The sequence below is a fragment of the Streptomyces sp. R33 genome (genome assembly GCF_041200175.1).
Lineage (GTDB): Bacteria > Actinomycetota > Actinomycetes > Streptomycetales > Streptomycetaceae > Streptomyces > Streptomyces katrae_B.
Genome location: NZ_CP165727.1, coordinates 4,101,088 through 4,116,222, shown reverse-complemented (window position 1 = coordinate 4,116,222; position 15,135 = coordinate 4,101,088). Strand labels below are relative to the sequence as shown.

Annotated in this window: 14 protein-coding genes and 1 pseudogene; 7 read left to right on the top strand and 8 right to left on the bottom strand. The window is 71.2% G+C overall.

What is annotated here, in order from left to right; translation table 11 throughout:
• Positions 1-52: 52 nt before the first annotated feature.
• Positions 53-712, top strand: a pseudogene (locus AB5J51_RS18795) (DedA family protein); the annotation flags it as partial.
• 137 nt (positions 713-849) lie between these two features.
• On the opposite strand, the gene AB5J51_RS18790 reads toward AB5J51_RS18795, so the two are convergent.
• The 3 genes from AB5J51_RS18790 to AB5J51_RS18780 all read right to left on the bottom strand — a co-directional run bounded on the left by AB5J51_RS18790 (position 850) and on the right by AB5J51_RS18780 (position 4,245).
• Positions 850-1,653 (bottom strand): hypothetical protein, encoded by an 804-nt coding sequence (locus AB5J51_RS18790; protein WP_369778113.1) that lies wholly within the window; start codon positions 1,651-1,653, stop codon positions 850-852.
• Between the two features lie 275 nt (positions 1,654-1,928).
• Positions 1,929-3,569 (bottom strand): threonine/serine exporter ThrE family protein, encoded by a 1,641-nt coding sequence (locus AB5J51_RS18785; protein WP_053787290.1) that lies wholly within the window; start codon positions 3,567-3,569, stop codon positions 1,929-1,931.
• Positions 3,570-3,753: 184 nt separating this feature from the next.
• Positions 3,754-4,245 (bottom strand): inorganic diphosphatase, encoded by a 492-nt coding sequence (locus tag AB5J51_RS18780; RefSeq protein WP_030300754.1) that lies wholly within the window; start codon positions 4,243-4,245, stop codon positions 3,754-3,756.
• Between the two features lie 162 nt (positions 4,246-4,407).
• On the opposite strand from AB5J51_RS18780, the gene dacB reads away from it, so the two are divergent.
• The 6 genes from dacB to folE all read left to right on the top strand — a co-directional run bounded on the left by dacB (position 4,408) and on the right by folE (position 11,949).
• The gene (dacB, locus tag AB5J51_RS18775) at positions 4,408-5,856 is read left to right on the top strand and encodes a D-alanyl-D-alanine carboxypeptidase/D-alanyl-D-alanine-endopeptidase (RefSeq protein ID WP_053787289.1); all 1,449 of its coding nucleotides are present in this window, start codon (positions 4,408-4,410) and stop codon (positions 5,854-5,856) included.
• Between the two features lie 47 nt (positions 5,857-5,903).
• Positions 5,904-7,031 carry a zinc-dependent metalloprotease gene (locus AB5J51_RS18770; RefSeq protein WP_053787288.1) on the top strand — a complete coding sequence of 376 codons (1,128 nt, stop codon included), beginning with the start codon at positions 5,904-5,906 and terminating at the stop codon, positions 7,029-7,031.
• Between the two features lie 291 nt (positions 7,032-7,322).
• The gene (gene tilS, locus AB5J51_RS18765) at positions 7,323-8,384 is read left to right on the top strand and encodes a tRNA lysidine(34) synthetase TilS (protein WP_053787287.1); all 1,062 of its coding nucleotides are present in this window, start codon (positions 7,323-7,325) and stop codon (positions 8,382-8,384) included.
• Between the two features lie 65 nt (positions 8,385-8,449).
• A complete protein-coding gene (hpt, locus tag AB5J51_RS18760; RefSeq protein WP_030158549.1) occupies positions 8,450-9,010 on the top strand; it encodes a hypoxanthine phosphoribosyltransferase in 561 nt (186 codons plus the stop codon).
• 197 nt (positions 9,011-9,207) lie between these two features.
• Positions 9,208-11,229: an ATP-dependent zinc metalloprotease FtsH gene (ftsH, locus tag AB5J51_RS18755; protein ID WP_053787286.1), complete on the top strand. Its 2,022-nt coding sequence runs from the start codon at positions 9,208-9,210 to the stop codon at positions 11,227-11,229.
• A gap of 111 nt (positions 11,230-11,340) precedes the next feature.
• Positions 11,341-11,949, top strand: coding sequence for a GTP cyclohydrolase I FolE (gene folE, locus AB5J51_RS18750; RefSeq protein ID WP_053787285.1), 609 nt, complete (start codon positions 11,341-11,343; stop codon positions 11,947-11,949).
• A 48-nt stretch (positions 11,950-11,997) separates the two neighbouring features.
• Here folE and AB5J51_RS18745 read toward each other — a convergent pair whose 3' ends face one another.
• The 5 genes from AB5J51_RS18745 to folP form a co-directional block, all read right to left on the bottom strand.
• On the bottom strand, positions 11,998-12,486 hold the full coding sequence (locus tag AB5J51_RS18745; RefSeq protein WP_136224658.1) for a DUF3180 domain-containing protein: 489 nt from the start codon (positions 12,484-12,486) through the stop codon (positions 11,998-12,000).
• A gap of 72 nt (positions 12,487-12,558) precedes the next feature.
• On the bottom strand, positions 12,559-13,167 hold the full coding sequence (gene folK / locus AB5J51_RS18740) for a 2-amino-4-hydroxy-6-hydroxymethyldihydropteridine diphosphokinase (protein WP_234382180.1): 609 nt from the start codon (positions 13,165-13,167) through the stop codon (positions 12,559-12,561).
• Positions 13,164-13,523: a dihydroneopterin aldolase gene (gene folB, locus AB5J51_RS18735; RefSeq protein WP_030158540.1), complete on the bottom strand. Its 360-nt coding sequence runs from the start codon at positions 13,521-13,523 to the stop codon at positions 13,164-13,166. The genes folK and folB overlap by 4 nt, the downstream gene beginning before the upstream one ends.
• 130 nt (positions 13,524-13,653) lie before the next feature.
• Positions 13,654-14,097, bottom strand: a complete 444-nt coding sequence (locus AB5J51_RS18730; RefSeq protein WP_133897297.1) for a nuclear transport factor 2 family protein — start codon at positions 14,095-14,097, stop codon at positions 13,654-13,656.
• Positions 14,098-14,146: 49 nt separating this feature from the next.
• Complete coding sequence (gene folP, locus AB5J51_RS18725) at positions 14,147-15,019, bottom strand: dihydropteroate synthase (RefSeq protein ID WP_053787283.1); 873 nt, start codon at positions 15,017-15,019, stop codon at positions 14,147-14,149.
• Positions 15,020-15,135 lie beyond the last annotated feature (116 nt).

The window sequence follows — 15,135 nt, the reverse complement described above, 5'->3', positions numbered from 1 at the left end:
GCACCCGCGGACGCCCGCCGCGATACCCCCGATCCAGGAGAGCCCGGAACTCGTGTACACGCTTGCGCTCGCCCCTGAGTGGCTGTCCCCGGACTATCTGATCTCGCACTACGGCTTGATCGGCATCCTGGTCATCGTCTTCGCGGAGTCCGGGCTGTTCGCCTTCCTGCCCGGCGACTCCCTGCTGTTCACGGCGGGTCTGCTGGTCGCGAACGGCGAGTACATCAAGCAGCCGCTGTGGCTGGTCTGCACCCTGATCTCGGTGGCCGCGATCGTCGGTGACCAGGTGGGTTACATGATCGGCAAGGTCTTCGGACCGAAGCTCTTCAACCGGCCGAAGTCGAAGCTCTTCAAGCGGGAGAATCTGGACAAGGCGCACGAGTTCATGGACAAGCACGGCCCGAAGGCCATCGTGCTCGCCCGCTTCGTGCCGATCGTCCGTACGTTCGCCCCGATGGTCGCGGGCGCCGGCTCGATGAAGTACCGCACGTTCCTGACGTACAACGTCATCGGCGGTATCGCCTGGGGTGCCGGGCTCACGGTCGCGGGCTTCTGGCTCGGCCAGATCGCCTTCATCAAGACCAACATCGAGGCGATCCTCGTCCTGATCGTCCTCCTCTCGCTCATCCCGGTGATCTTCGAGGTGTTGAAGGCCCGCAAGGAGGCGAAGGCGAACGGCGGCGCCGATGCGGCGCCGGCCGGCGGCGAGCGCCGCCGCCACGCCAAGCGGTAGACCGCACGCCGGGAATCCGGCGGCCGCACGCGCCGAAGGGCGGGCACCCTCACGGGTGCCCGCCCTCGGGCTTTTGCCGTTGTTCCTGCGGTCGGCTCGAACCGTCGCGGTAGCGATCAGAAGGGCCAGGGCAGGGGGATCGGCAGCGGGTTCGGGATCTTGGGCAGCGGGATCGGCAGCTTGGGCAGCGGCGGTACCGGGATCGGCAGCTTGGGTACGGGCGGCAGCGGGATCGGCAGCTTGGGTACCGGCGGTACCGGGATGGGCAGCTTGGGTACGGGCGGCAGCGGCAGCGGGATCTTCGGCACCGGGATGGGCAGCTTGGGTACCGGGGGCAGCGGCAGCGGGATCTTCGGCACCGGGATGGGCAGCTTGGGTACCGGCGGCAGCGGCAGCGGGATCTTCGGCACCGGGATGGGCAGCTTGGGTACCGGGGGCAGCGGCAGCGGGATCTTCGGCACCGGGATGGGCAGCTTGGGTACCGGGGGCAGCGGCAGCGGGATCTTCGGCACCGGGATCGGGAACTTCGGTACCGGGGGCAGCGGCAGCGGCGCCTTCGGCAGCGGCAGGCCCGGGGGCGGCGGCAGCGGGATCGGCAGCTTGGGCGGCACCGGTCCCGGGGGCAGCGGTACCGGAAGCTTCGGCGGAAGCGGCAGCGGCGGCAAGGGCAGCTTCGGCGGCGCCGGATGCTTATTGTGGCCGCCGCTCCCCTTCCCCTTTCCGTGCTTGTTGTTCTGCTTTCCGTTGCGGTTCTTGTTCCGGCCGTCATTCTTGTCGTGGACGAGGTCGGTGTGACTGGCTGCGGCAGTCTTGTGCGGCGTCGCGGCGAATGCGCTGGCGGGCAGCGCCACGACTCCGGCCGTCAGGGCGGCCGTCGTCGCCAACGTCACGAAATGCCGGGTCAAGGCTGTCTTCGGCATGGGATTCTCCTTGTGCGTCGAGAGGGGTGAATCCCGGCTCCGGAGCTGGTCCGGCCGGTGCCGGGATCTCGCGAACCTGGTCGGCCCGTGCCTCAAGTAAGCGCGGGTCGCCGCACGAAGACATGTCCCGGGAATTCGGGGCTTGACAGGTTGTTTCGACGCATTCCTGGATTTCACGGAACCCGCACTGCGGTTTTCCGGAAAGGCGCACATGCCGCGGCGACGGCATCCCGAAACCGGAATCCCGTGGAACGATCAGCTGGTCGAAAAGGGCCTCAGAAGCCGCGGGTGCGCTTCGCGGCGCGGCGCTTGGCCGCGCTGGCGGCCCCCGGGATCCGCATGAACAGCCGCGAGGTCTCGGAGCCGAGGTTGACCCCGATCGCGATGGCCAGGGCGATGGCGGCGGCGTTCACCAGTGAGCCGAGGCCCTCGTTCAGCCGGTTCTCGGCGATGAGCAGCAGCCCGTAGTACGTCGCCGAGCCCGGCAGCAGCGGGCCGATGGCCGCCGTCGTGTACGGAAGGGCCGAGGCGAAGCGGTAGCGCGAGAAGAGCTGGCCGAACAGGCCGACCAGCCCGGCGGCGATGGCCGTGGAGGGCACGGGCGGGATGCCGCCCGCGTAGTGCAGGGCCCCGAAGGTCACCCAGGCGACCCCGCCGTTCAGCGTCACGATCCACACGGTGGAACGTTCCTGCTGAAGCAGGATCGCGAACGTGAACACCAGCACCATCGAGGCCGCGATCTGGATCAGCGGCCGCTGGGTGATCTGGAGGACCTCCTCCGGCTTCGGCGAGGCGCCGAGCTGGAGCCCGAGGTACAGCACGACCAGCACGCCCATGATGATGCCGATGAAGAGGTACATGACCTCCAGCAGCCGGGCGGAGGCGGTGATGTAGAAGCCGGTCAGGCCGTCCTGCACGGCGGCGACCAGGGCCCGCCCGGGCAGTAGTGCGAACAGCCCGCCGGTGATCACCGCGGAGGCGCGTACGTCGGTCTCGGTCAGCTTCAGGGCCACGCCGATCGCGGCGGGCGGCATCGCGGCCACCACGAACTGGTAGAACTCCGGCAGCCCGCGCCCGGCGCACAGCCAGGCCAGCCGGTCGCCGAGCATCGCCCCGATCGCGGCCGCGAAGAAGACGAACACGCCACCGCCGACCAGTGTGGAGGCGGCCCCGGCGAGCAGCCCGGCGGCGGCCGTGAGGACCCAGGAGGGGTACGGGTGCCGGTTGCGGCGGATCTCGGCGAGGCGCCGGTAGGCGTCCTCGAGCGAGAGCTCGATCTCGTGCGCGCTGATGTCGTCCACCAGCTGGTAGACGGCGGCCAGGCGGGTGTAGTCGGTGCCGCGGCGGCGCACGGTCCGGCTCGCCGAGACCGGGTCGTCGATGAGGGAGGGCTGGTGGGTGATCGACAGCAGCGTGAAGGTGACCGTGGGCTCGCAGCGGTCCAGCCCGTACGAGCGGGCCACCGCGAACATCGCGGCCTCCACGTCCTCGGCGCCCTCGCCGCCCGCGAGCAGCAGCTCGCCGATGCGCAGGGTCAGGTCCAGTACGCGGCCCACGGCCGGCCCGGTCTCGCTGTGCTTGTGCACGGCCTCGGGGACGGGCCGTACGTCGACCGGCATGCGCAGCATGGTGCGCATGCGGTCCTGCCAGGGGGACTCCGTCATGCGGGAGACGGGGAGCCCGTGCCCGGGAAGGTGGGCGGGCGGGGAGTTCTGGGCGCTGTAGGTGGCCGGCGGCGCGAACGCGGAGCCTTCGGGTTCTGCGGGCACCGGGGGGAGTCCCTCCGGCACGGCGAACTCCGAGGTCGGCTGGTCCGCGTCGACCGGCTCCGGCTCGATTCCGGGCGGCGGGGTGAAGGCGCTGTGCGCCTCGTCGGACGTGGGCTTTCTGTCCTCTGCCCCGTCGGCCTCCGCCACGCGTCCTCCACTCCGTGATCACCAGCGGTACCAGTATGCGGAACGCTGCCATCCGCGGCGATACCGGCCCGGCTGCGGACCGGATCCGGGTACGGCAACGGGCGGCACCCCCTCCGTGAGGGAGTACCGCCCGGGGTGTCACGGGGGCGGCGGGAGATCCCGCCTACCCGTCACCCGGCACGGCTCAGTGGCCGCCCTGCGCCTCGAGGCGCTTGAAGGAGGCCTCGATCTCGGCCTCGGCCTCGGCGCGGCCGACCCAGTTGGCGCCCTCGACCGACTTGCCCGGCTCCAGGTCCTTGTAGACCTCGAAGAAGTGCTGGATCTCCAGGCGGTCGAACTCCGACACGTGGTGGATGTCGCGCAGGTGCTCCACGCGCGGGTCCGAGGCCGGCACGCAGAGCAGCTTGGCGTCGCCGCCCGCCTCGTCGGTCATGTTGAACATGCCGATCGCGCGGCACTTGATCAGGCAGCCCGGGAAGGTGGGCTCGTCCAGGATGACGAGGGCGTCCAGCGGGTCGCCGTCCTCACCGAGGGTGTTCTCGACGAAGCCGTAGTCCGCCGGGTAGCTGGTGGAGGTGAAGAGGCGACGGTCCAGACGGATCCGGCCGGTCTCGTGGTCCACCTCGTACTTGTTCCGCGAACCCTTGGGGATCTCGATGGTGACGTCGAACTCCACGTCCTGCTCCTCCATGATCAGCTTCATTGCTTCGAGACTGCGTTGATTCATCTGCGCGCGCGTCCGGCCCAGCCCTGCGGGTGGGGTGCCATGCTCGCGGCAAGACGCAGTGGTTAAGTGTCCCTCACGCATATGTGTGATCGCGAAAGGGGCTGGTCCGAGGTGCCATTGGTCAAGACGTGGCAGCTCATCGCGGTGTCGGCCGTCTCCGGCCTCGCCCTGTCGGTGGCTGCGGTGGCCGCTGCCGGTCCTTGGGACTCCGGCCAGCGTAAGGCCGAGCGGGACAGGGCCGCCTCCTGGGGCCTTACGGGTGGCGCAGATCACGGGGCGGACCACGGCGGCGGGGCCGTTCCGCAGGCCGCACCCAGCGCCCCCGGGGTGCTCCCGGGCATCGGTTCGGGCGCCGCGCTCAAGGCCGGGAGCGGGGTCGCGGCCACCGACCCCGGGCGGCTCGCCGCGGCCCTGCGGCCGCTCCTGGCCGACCCCGCGCTCGGGACGGTCCGTACCGCCTCGGTCGTCGACACCGCCACCGGCCAGGTGCTCTTCGAGTCCGGGCCGCGCGAGGCCATGACCCCCGCCTCCACCATCAAGATCGCCACCGCGACGGCCGCGCTGGCCGCGCTCGGCCCCGAGCACCGGATCCGGACCACCGTGGCCCCCGGCGCCGACCCCGGGGAGATCGTCCTGGTCGGCGGCGGCGACCCCTCCCTCACGGCCAAGAAGAAGAGCCCCGCCGGATCCGGCGGCAGCCTCGTCGCGCTCGCCGCCGACACCGCCCAGGCCCTCAAGGCCGCCGGCACCGACACCGTGCGGCTCGGCTACGACGACACCCTCTTCACCGGGCCCGCCCTCCACCCGATCGGCGAGAACCCCAACATCGCGCTGGTCACGGCCCTCGCAGCGGACGAGGGCCGCCCCGACGACTCCACCTCCGGCCCCGTCGAGCGGGTCGAGGACCCCGCCAAGGAGACCGCCCGCTCCTTCGCCGCCCTCCTCAAGGAACGCGGCATCAAGGTCAGCGCCGACCCCGCCAAGGCCAAGGCCCCCGCCGGCGCCCAGCCGCTCGCCACCACCCTCTCCACCCCGCTCGCCGGGCTCGTCGAGCGGATGCTGACCAACAGCGACAACGACATCGCCGAGGTCCTGGCCCGCCAGACCGCCCTCGCCTCCGGACAGCCCGCGAGCTTCGAGGGCGCCGAGAAGGCCGTCAAGGACCGGCTCACCGGCCTCGGCATCGACACCGCCGGCGCCCGCTTCGCCGACGGCAGCGGCCTCAACCGCGCCGACAAGATCAACACCGGCCTGCTGACGGGGCTCCTGGCCAAGGCGGCCGACCCGCAGAAGCCGGAGCTGCGGCCCGTGCTCACCGGACTGCCCGTCGCCGGATTCACCGGGACCCTGCGCACCCGCAACGCCGGAAGCTCCCCGGCCGCCGGCCTCGTCCGGGCCAAGACGGGCACCCTGAACGGGGTGAACTCCCTCGCCGGGACCGTCGTCGACCCCTCCGGCCGACTCCTCGCCTTCGCGTTCCTGACCGCGAACACCACCGACGCGGGGGCCGCGGAGAAGGGCCTCGACAAGCTCGCGGCGGCCGTCGCCCGCGCCTCGTAGGGATCCGGGGGGCTCCGCATCGGAGCTGGCCCACGTACCGTTGACGCATGACGAGCATCGGTGGTGCCGAGATGGTCGACTGGAATCTCGCGGTGGCGACCGCGGCCCGGCTGGTGCGGCCGGGTCCCGAGGTCAGCCGCGACGAGGCCCGGGCCGTGGTGGCGGAACTGCGCAGGCATGCCAGGACCTCCGAACGCCACGTACGCGAGTTCACGCGGATGATCCCCGAGGGCGCGGCCGTCCCCGACACCCCCGTCCTCGTCGTCGACCGGGCCGGCTGGGTCAAGGCCAACGTGGCCGGCTTCCGCGAGCTCCTGGCCCCCCTCCTCGGCAAGATGCAGGACCGCCGCGCCGGCGCCCCCGGCGGCGCCGTCCTCGGCGCGGTCGGCGGCAAGGTCACCGGCGTCGAGCTGGGCATGCTGCTCAGCTTCCTGGCCTCCCGCGTGCTCGGCCAATACGAGACCTTCGCCCCGGCCGGCCGCGAGCTGCCGGGCTCGGCCACGGGCGGCGGCCGGCTGCTGCTCGTCGCCCCGAACATCGTGCACGTCGAGCGCGAGCTGGACGTGCGCCCGCACGACTTCCGGCTGTGGGTCTGCCTGCACGAGGAGACGCACCGTACGCAGTTCACCGCGGTGCCCTGGCTCCGCGACCACCTCGAGGGCGAGATCCAGACGTTCCTCGGCGCCACCGAGATGGACCCGGCGGCCATCCTCGAGCGGCTGCGCGAGGCCGCGCAGTCCTTCGCCGGCGCCCGCCCCGACTCCGAGCAGGGCGACGAGGGCCGCTCCCTGGTCGAGCTCGTCCAGACCCCCGAGCAGCGCGAGGTGCTCGGCCGGCTGACCGCCGTCATGTCCCTGCTGGAGGGCCACGCCGACTACGTCATGGACGGGGTCGGCCCCGCGGTCGTGCCCTCGGTCGCCGAGATCCGGGAGAAGTTCCAGCAGCGCCGGGCCAGCGGCGCGGGCCGCCTCGACGCCACTCTGCGCAAGCTGTTGGGGCTCGACGCCAAGCTGCGCCAGTACCGCGACGGCGAGCGCTTCGTACGCGCCGTCGTCGACCAGGTCGGCATGGACGGATTCAACCGGGTCTGGACCTCGCCGAACACACTGCCGACGAAGGCGGAGATCGCCAAGCCCGCGGACTGGGTCGCGCGGGTGCACCGCAAGGGCGAATAGAAGCGAAGGGGAGTGACTCAGGGGGCGTAAACATGTCTCACTGGGGGAAGCAGCGTCACCCGTCCGAGGGACCGTGAGGCGCGGAAGGCCGTGCGATGCTCAAGGAACGGCTCGGTTCTGTCACCATCGACGCACTCTGAGTGACAACCCCTCATCTCGCGGGGGCTCCCGGCGGGGGCTCCTCACGGGGGCCGGGGCACCGGGCAGCGTCGAACAGCACCGAACAGCAGCGGTTCCAGCACCACACCCCCAGCCTTCGAGGCATCCGAACTCCACCGAAGGGCACCGGACATGGGTCCCCATCCTGCGGTCGCGGCGATACGCCTGGCGGTCCGCCGCGTACTCCACGACGTCCTCACCGACCTCACCGACCGTCCTGCCGGCCTCTCCACGGCTCCGTCCGGGAGTACCCCCGCCGCCGCAGCCGGCTCCCCGCCGCTCGTACTCGTCGCCTGCTCCGGCGGTGCCGACTCCATGGCGCTCGCCTCCGCCCTCGCCTTCGAGGCACCCAAACTCGGCATCCGGGCCGGCGGCATCACCGTCGACCACGGGCTCCAAGTGGGCTCCGACCTGCGCGCCGCCGAGGTCGTCACCCGCATGACCGCACTCCGCCTCGACCCGGTGGAGTCCGTCGCCGTGCGCGTCGGCCGCGACGGCGGACCCGAGGCCGCCGCCCGCGACGCCCGCTACGCCGCCCTGGACGAGGCCGCGGACCGTCTGGGCGCCGCCGCCGTGCTGCTCGGTCACACCCGGGACGATCAAGCCGAAACCGTCCTGCTGGGGCTCGCCCGCGGCTCCGGCATCCGCTCGCTGTCCGGCATGGCCGAAGTCTCCGGCGGCCCGGGCCGCAGCCACCGCTACCGCCGCCCCTTCCTCCAGGTCGACCGGCAGACCGCCCGCAAGGCCTGCATGGTCCAGTCCCTGCCGGTCTGGGACGACCCGCACAACATCGACCCCGCCTACACCCGCTCCCGGCTCCGCCACGAGGGACTGCCCGCCCTCGAGAAGGCGCTGGGCAAGGGCGTGGTCGAGGCGCTGGCCCGCACCGCCCAGCTGTCCCGCGACGACGCCGACGCCCTCGACGCCTGGGCCGCCGAGGCCGAGGCCGGCGTACGGGACGAGGACGGCCGCCTGGAGTGCGCGAAGCTCTACGCCCTGCCCCCGGCCGTCCGCCGCCGCGTGCTGCGCAGGGCCGTGGTCGCGGCCGGTTCTCCCGCAGGCTCCCTCTTCGCCCGCCACATCGAGGAAGTGGACCGGCTCATCACCGGATGGCGGGGTCAGGGCGCCATCAACCTGCCCGGCCGGGTCGAAGCCCAGCGGCAGGGTGGCAGACTTGTCATCCGGCAGGGCTGATTGGTGCTGAACCACGGCTGAGTCCTCCGGGGGAACCCCCGGAGCCCCGGCCGTCGACGAAAGTGATGCGGGTGGACGAGAAGGACATGGGCAGCGACCTCCAGTCGGTGCTCATCACCAAGGAAGAGATCGACGCGAAGCTGGCCGAGCTGGCGGCGAAGATCGATGCGGAGTACGCGGGCAAGGACCTGCTCATCGTCGGCGTCCTCAAGGGCGCGGTGATGGTGATGGCGGACCTGGCGCGCGCCTTGTCCACCCCGCTCACCATGGACTGGATGGCGGTGTCCTCGTACGGCGCCGGGACCCAGTCCTCCGGTGTGGTCCGGATCCTCAAGGACCTGGACACCGACATCAAGGACAAGCACGTCCTGATCGTCGAGGACATCATCGACTCGGGCCTGACCCTGTCCTGGCTGCTGTCGAACCTGGGCTCCCGCCAGCCGGCCTCGCTCGAGGTCGTCACGCTGCTGCGCAAGCCCGACGCCGCCAAGGTCGCGATCGACGTGAAGTGGGTCGGCTTCGACATCCCGAACGAGTTCGTCGTCGGCTACGGCCTCGACTACGCGGAGAAGTACCGCAACCTGCCGTTCGTCGGGACCCTCGCCCCGCACGTCTACGGCGGCTGACGCCGCGGGCCCCGGCCGGGGCCCGCACAGGGGAACCCTGGAACGATTCCTGCCGTTGGAGCAGGGGAAAGCAGTTCTGTCAGCCGTCCCACGAGGCCGCGGGTGACAATACAGGGGTACATTCCGAAGAACAGTCTTTACTCACAGCAGCATTTACCTACGGGCAGGAGGGACGGGGCGCCTGGCGCCCCGTATGGATGGACGTGAAGCGATACTTCCGTGGGCCGGTCATGTGGATCGTGCTGGCCGTCCTCGCCGTGGTCGTGTTGATGAACGTCGTCGGCTCCGGCGGCGGCTACAAGTCGGTGGAGACCAGCGAGGTCATCAAGGCGATCAACAGTGGCCAGGTGGAGAGCGCCAAGCTCACCACCGGTGACAGCCAGATGATCAAGATCGAGCTGAAGAAGGACCAGAAGCTCGGCGACAACGACGGCACCAAGTTCCAGGCCAACTACATCGGGGACCAGGGCGTCGGGCTCGCCAAGGACCTCCAGACCAAGTACGAAGCCGGTCAGATCCCGAACGGGTACACCGTCTCGCCGGACAAGACCAGCCCGTTCCTCAGCGTGCTGCTCTCCCTGCTGCCCTTCGTCCTCATCGTCGTCGTCTTCCTGTTCCTGATGAACCAGATGCAGGGCGGCGGCTCCCGGGTGATGAACTTCGGGAAGTCCAAGGCCAAGCTCATCACCAAGGACACCCCGAAGACGACGTTCGCCGACGTCGCGGGCTCGGACGAGGCCGTCGAGGAACTCCACGAGATCAAGGAGTTCCTGCAGGAGCCGGCCAAGTTCCAGGCCGTCGGGGCGAAGATCCCCAAGGGCGTGCTGCTCTACGGCCCGCCCGGCACCGGCAAGACCCTGCTGGCGCGTGCCGTCGCCGGCGAGGCGGGCGTGCCGTTCTACTCGATCTCCGGTTCCGACTTCGTCGAGATGTTCGTCGGTGTCGGTGCCTCGCGTGTCCGCGACCTGTTCGAGCAGGCCAAGGCCAACGCCCCGGCGATCGTCTTCGTCGACGAGATCGACGCCGTCGGCCGGCACCGCGGTGCGGGCCTCGGCGGCGGCCACGACGAGCGCGAGCAGACCCTGAACCAGCTGCTCGTCGAGATGGACGGCTTCGACGTGAAGGGCGGCGTCATCCTGATCGCCGCCACGAACCGCCCGGACATCCTCGACCCGGCGCTGCTGCGCCCGGGCCGCTTCGACCGGCAGATCGCGGTCGACCGTCCCGACATGCAGGGCCGTCTGGAGATCCTCAAGGTCCACCAGAAGGGCAAGCCGGTCGCTCCGGACGTCGACCTCTCGGCCGTCGCCCGCCGCACCCCCGGCTTCACGGGTGCCGATCTGTCCAACGTCCTGAACGAGGCGGCGCTCCTGACCGCCCGCTCGGACCGCAAGCTGATCGACAACCACATGCTGGACGAGGCCATCGACCGCGTCGTGGCGGGCCCGCAGAAGCGGACCCGGATCATGTCGGACCGGGAAAAGAAGATCACCGCGTACCACGAGGGCGGTCACGCCCTGGTCGCGGCGGCCTCCCCGAACTCCGACCCGGTCCACAAGATCACGATCCTGTCCCGCGGCCGGGCCCTGGGCTACACCATGGTCCTGCCCGACGAGGACAAGTACTCGACCACGCGCAACGAGATGCTCGACCAGCTGGCGTACATGCTGGGCGGGCGCGCGGCCGAGGAGCTGGTCTTCCACGACCCGACCACCGGCGCGGCGAACGACATCGAGAAGGCCACGGCGACGGCCCGCGCGATGGTGACCCAGTACGGCATGACCGAGCGCCTCGGCGCGATCAAGTTCGGCGGGGACAACACCGAGCCGTTCCTGGGCCGCGAGATGTCGCACCCGCGGGACTACTCGGAAGAGGTCGCGGCGCTGGTCGACGAAGAGGTCAAGAAGCTCATCGAGACCGCGCACAACGAGGCCTGGGAGATCCTGGTCGAGAACCGCGACGTCCTCGACAACCTGGTCCTCGCGCTCCTCGAGAAGGAGACGCTGGGCAAGGAGGAGATCGCCGAGGTCTTCTCGACGATCGTGAAGCGCCCGGCCCGACCGGCGTGGACCGGCTCTTCGCACCGCACCCCGTCGACCCGTCCGCCGGTGCTCTCTCCCAAGGAGCTCCAGCTGACGAACTCGGCGAACGGCACCTCGGCCAGCGCGCCGGCCGTGTCCGTGGAGAAGGAGCCGTCCCCGGAGGACCGCGCCGAGTAGCCCTCGGCCGGACCGTCCCGGAATGGATGCCGCGCCCCCCAGGTTCTAGCCTGGGGGGCGCGGCACTTTTGCGTGTCCGCGAGCGCCAGTGCACACAGGAACGAGGAAGAGATGACCGACCCAGTGACCCTGACCGGTGACGAGGGCACGATCGGCGAGTTCGACGAGAAGCGCGCCGAGGCGGCGGTCCGCGAACTTCTGATCGCGGTCGGCGAGGACCCGGACCGCGAGGGCCTCCTCGAAACCCCGGCGCGCGTGGCGCGGGCGTACAAGGAGATATTCGCCGGCCTCTACCAGAAGCCCGAAGAGGTCCTGACGACCACGTTCGACCTGGGCCACGACGAGATGGTCCTGGTCAAGGACATCGAGGTCATGAGCAACTGCGAACATCATCTCGTGCCGTTCCACGGCGTCGCGCACGTCGGCTACATCCCGTCCATCGACGGCAAGATCACCGGTTTGTCGAAGCTGGCCCGTCTCGTGGACGTGTTCGCCCGCCGCCCGCAGGTGCAGGAGCGGCTGACCACGCAGATAGCGGACTCCCTGATGGAGATCCTGGAGCCGCGCGGGGTCATCGTCGTCGTCGAGTGCGAGCACATGTGCATGACGATGCGCGGGGTCCGCAAGCCCGGCGCGAAGACCATCACCTCGGCGGTCCGCGGCCAGCTCCGCGACCCCGCCACCCGCAACGAGGCCATGAGCCTGATCATGGCGCGCTGACCAGCTGACCAGCTGACCCCTGGCCCCCGGCCCCGGCCGGAGGCCGCTTCAGGCGCGCGAGGGGGAGTGGGGGATGGTGTCGTCGTCTTCCGGGAGCTTCAGGACGTGCTCCAGGAAGAGGGCGGCGGCGATGACCGCCGCGCCGGCCAGGACCGAGAAGGCGGCGTACCAGGCCTGGTCGCGGCGGGCGGGCACCTCCAGGCCGTTGGCCCACAGGAAGACGCCCACGCCGCCGTACATGCCCGCCACGAGGGCCGCCACGAGGGCGCTGGCCTGACCGAAGACGACCGCGCGGGCCGCCATCAGCGGCTCCACGCCCTTGGCGCCCGGCCGCCGCTCGCGCTGCGCCTTGAGGCGGGACCGCAGCGAGAGGGCGGTGGCCAGCAGGACGACCGCGATGGCGCCGAGGACGATGGGCGCGGCCAGCGGGACGCCCGGCAGGGTCCCGTACGCGTTCCACAGCCGGGCGCCCGCCCAGGACAGCACCCCGGCGACGGCGAAGATCCCCGCCAGGACCGCCGGCCTCAGTTGCTTCACGTGCCCGTTCCCCGCTTTCCGCGCCAAGTCGTCAGTCGCCGCAGTCCACAGGCTGCAGCCACAGGTTAACGACTACTCGGGGAGGCGGAGTTCCAGGTCCGGCCGCGGCGTGACCCCGGCCAGGCCGATTCCGGCCAGCAGGGAAGCGACCGGGCCGTGCCCGGGGATCTGCGCCTCGGGGTCGACGTCGTTCCACGGGGCCAGGACGAAGGCCCGCTGGTGGGCCCGCGGGTGGGGGAGGGTGAGGACCGGGTCGGCCGAGACCACCTCGGCGTACGACACGATGTCGACGTCGATGGTGCGCGGGCCCCAGCGCTCGTCGCGGACGCGGTCGAAGGCCTCTTCGATGGCGTGGCCGCGCTCCAGCAGGGAGGACGGGGGCAGCGTGGTCCGTACGCGGACCACAGCGTTGAGGTACGACGGCTGGGAGCCGGGCTCGACGCCCCACGGCTCGGTCTCGTAGACGGGGGAGACGGCCTTGACCCGCAGGCCGGGGGTGTCGCCGAGGGCGTCGATGGCGCCCTGGAGGGTCTCCAGGCGGTTGCCGAGGTTCGCGCCGAGCGCGATGACGGCCCACTTCGGGTTGGAGAGGGTCGTGTCGGCCGCGTCCACCGTCTCCACGACGGATGCGGGCACCGGCTGGACGGTGGGGTCGCTCTGGGCGTTCAGTCCGTTGTTCACACGCGGCTCCGGGTGATCGTGATGGTCACGTCGTCGAAGGGGACGGTGATGGGGGCGTCCGGTTTGTGGACGACGACCTCCACCTGTGCGACCGCTTCGTGCTTCAGGCACTGCTGGGCGATCCGCTCGGCGAGGGTCTCGATCAGGTCGACGGGCTCTCCCTGGACCACATCGACGACTTCCTCCGCGACTACCCCGTAATGCACGGTCTTCGCCAGGTCGTCGTCGGCCGCCGCGGGGCGGGTGTCGATGTGGAGCACCAGGTCGACGATGAAGGTCTGGCCTTCCTCGCGTTCCCGGGGGAAGACGCCGTGGTGCCCGCGAGCCTTGAGGCCGCGCAGCGCGACACGATCCACGCGAATCACTCCTGCTTTCGTAGGTGCTTCCGGTCCGGGACTCCCCGGATCCATGGGCCTACGCCGAGTGCGGTCGGCGTCGTCCGTCTTCGAATTTACCTGCGAACGACCCCGGATCCCGCCGGAGGGGTCAGGCGGAGTCCTCCTCCTCGTCCTCGTCGGAGTCCGTCAGGACGGGAGAACCGTGGTGGGACCAGAGCCGCCAGCCCCCGGATGTGCGTCGGAACACATTCGTGGCGACGACCAGCTGGCCGACGAGCGGGCCGAGCTCTCCGCCGTCCTCGGCGGGCCCGCCGCTGAGGATGTTCTCCGTGCACGTCACCAGTGCGGTGTCGCCTATGACGGCGACTTTCGTGTCGGTGAGGAAGAACTGGATGTAGTCGGTGTGGGACATGATCAGCGCGTACGAGCGCAGCACCTCGCCGCGGCCCGAGAGCACCGGCCAGCCCGGGTGCACGCAGGAGATCTCGTCCTCGAGCCAGAGCGCCGACAGTGCGTCGAAGTCCCCCTGCTCCATGGCCTCGTAGAAGGCCGTGTTGACCTCTTCGACGGCTTCGATGTCGGTAAGGCTCACCGTTCCCCTCTCCTGGCTGCCGTACGGGTTCCTCCGCCGGCGGGGCGGATCACAGGGCCCCTTCCACGGCGCGGGCCACCCGAACCGCGTCGGCGGTGGCCCGTACCTCGTGGACCCGCACGGCCCAGGCGCCCTGGTGGGCGGCGATGGCGGAAACGGCGGCGGTGGCGGCGTCGCGCTCGCGGGCGGGCGGCGGGGCGGCGTCGGCGGCGCCGGCCAGGATCCGGCCGAGGAAACGCTTCCGCGAGGCGGCGACCAGCAGCGGGAAGCCGAGGGCGCGCAGCTCGGGGAGGTGGGCGACGAGGGCGAGGTCGTGCTCGGCCATCTTCGCGAAGCCGAGGCCGGGGTCGACGACGAGCCGCTCGGGGGCGATCCCGCCGGCCACGACCGCGTCGATGCGGGTGCGGAGCTCGGCGGTGACCTCCGCGACGACGTCCTCGTAGACGGCGAGGCGGTTCATGCCGTCGCTGAAGCCGCGCCAGTGCATGACGACGAACGGCACCTCGGCGGCGGCCACGGCCGGGATCATGCCGGGGTCGGCGAGCCCGCCGCTGACGTCGTTGACCAGCAGCGCGCCGGCGGCGACGGCCTGGGCGGCGACGGAGGCGCGCATGGTGTCGACGGAGACGGTGACCCCCTCGGAGGCCAGGCCGCGCACCACGGGGACGACGCGGCGCAGCTCCTCCTCCTCGTCCACGCGGGAGGCGCCGGGGCGGGTCGACTCGCCGCCCACGTCGACGAGGTCGGCGCCCTGGGCGACGAGGTCGAGGCCGCGCTTGACGGCGGCGGTGGTGTCGAACCAGCGCCCGCCGTCGGAGAAGGAGTCGGGGGTGACGTTGACGACGCCCATGACCCCGCAGCGGTCCCATTCCGGCAGGCCTGCGACCCGGCCCCTGCCGGCGGCCCCGCGCTTGATGTTCATGGCTCCAGGGTAGGGCCGCGTCCCTGACCGGGCCGTACGCGGGTTCCGGGGCCCGCAGCCCGGGTGCGCAAACGCGGGGGCCCGTAGGCGCAAACGCCGGAGCCCGTACGCGCAAA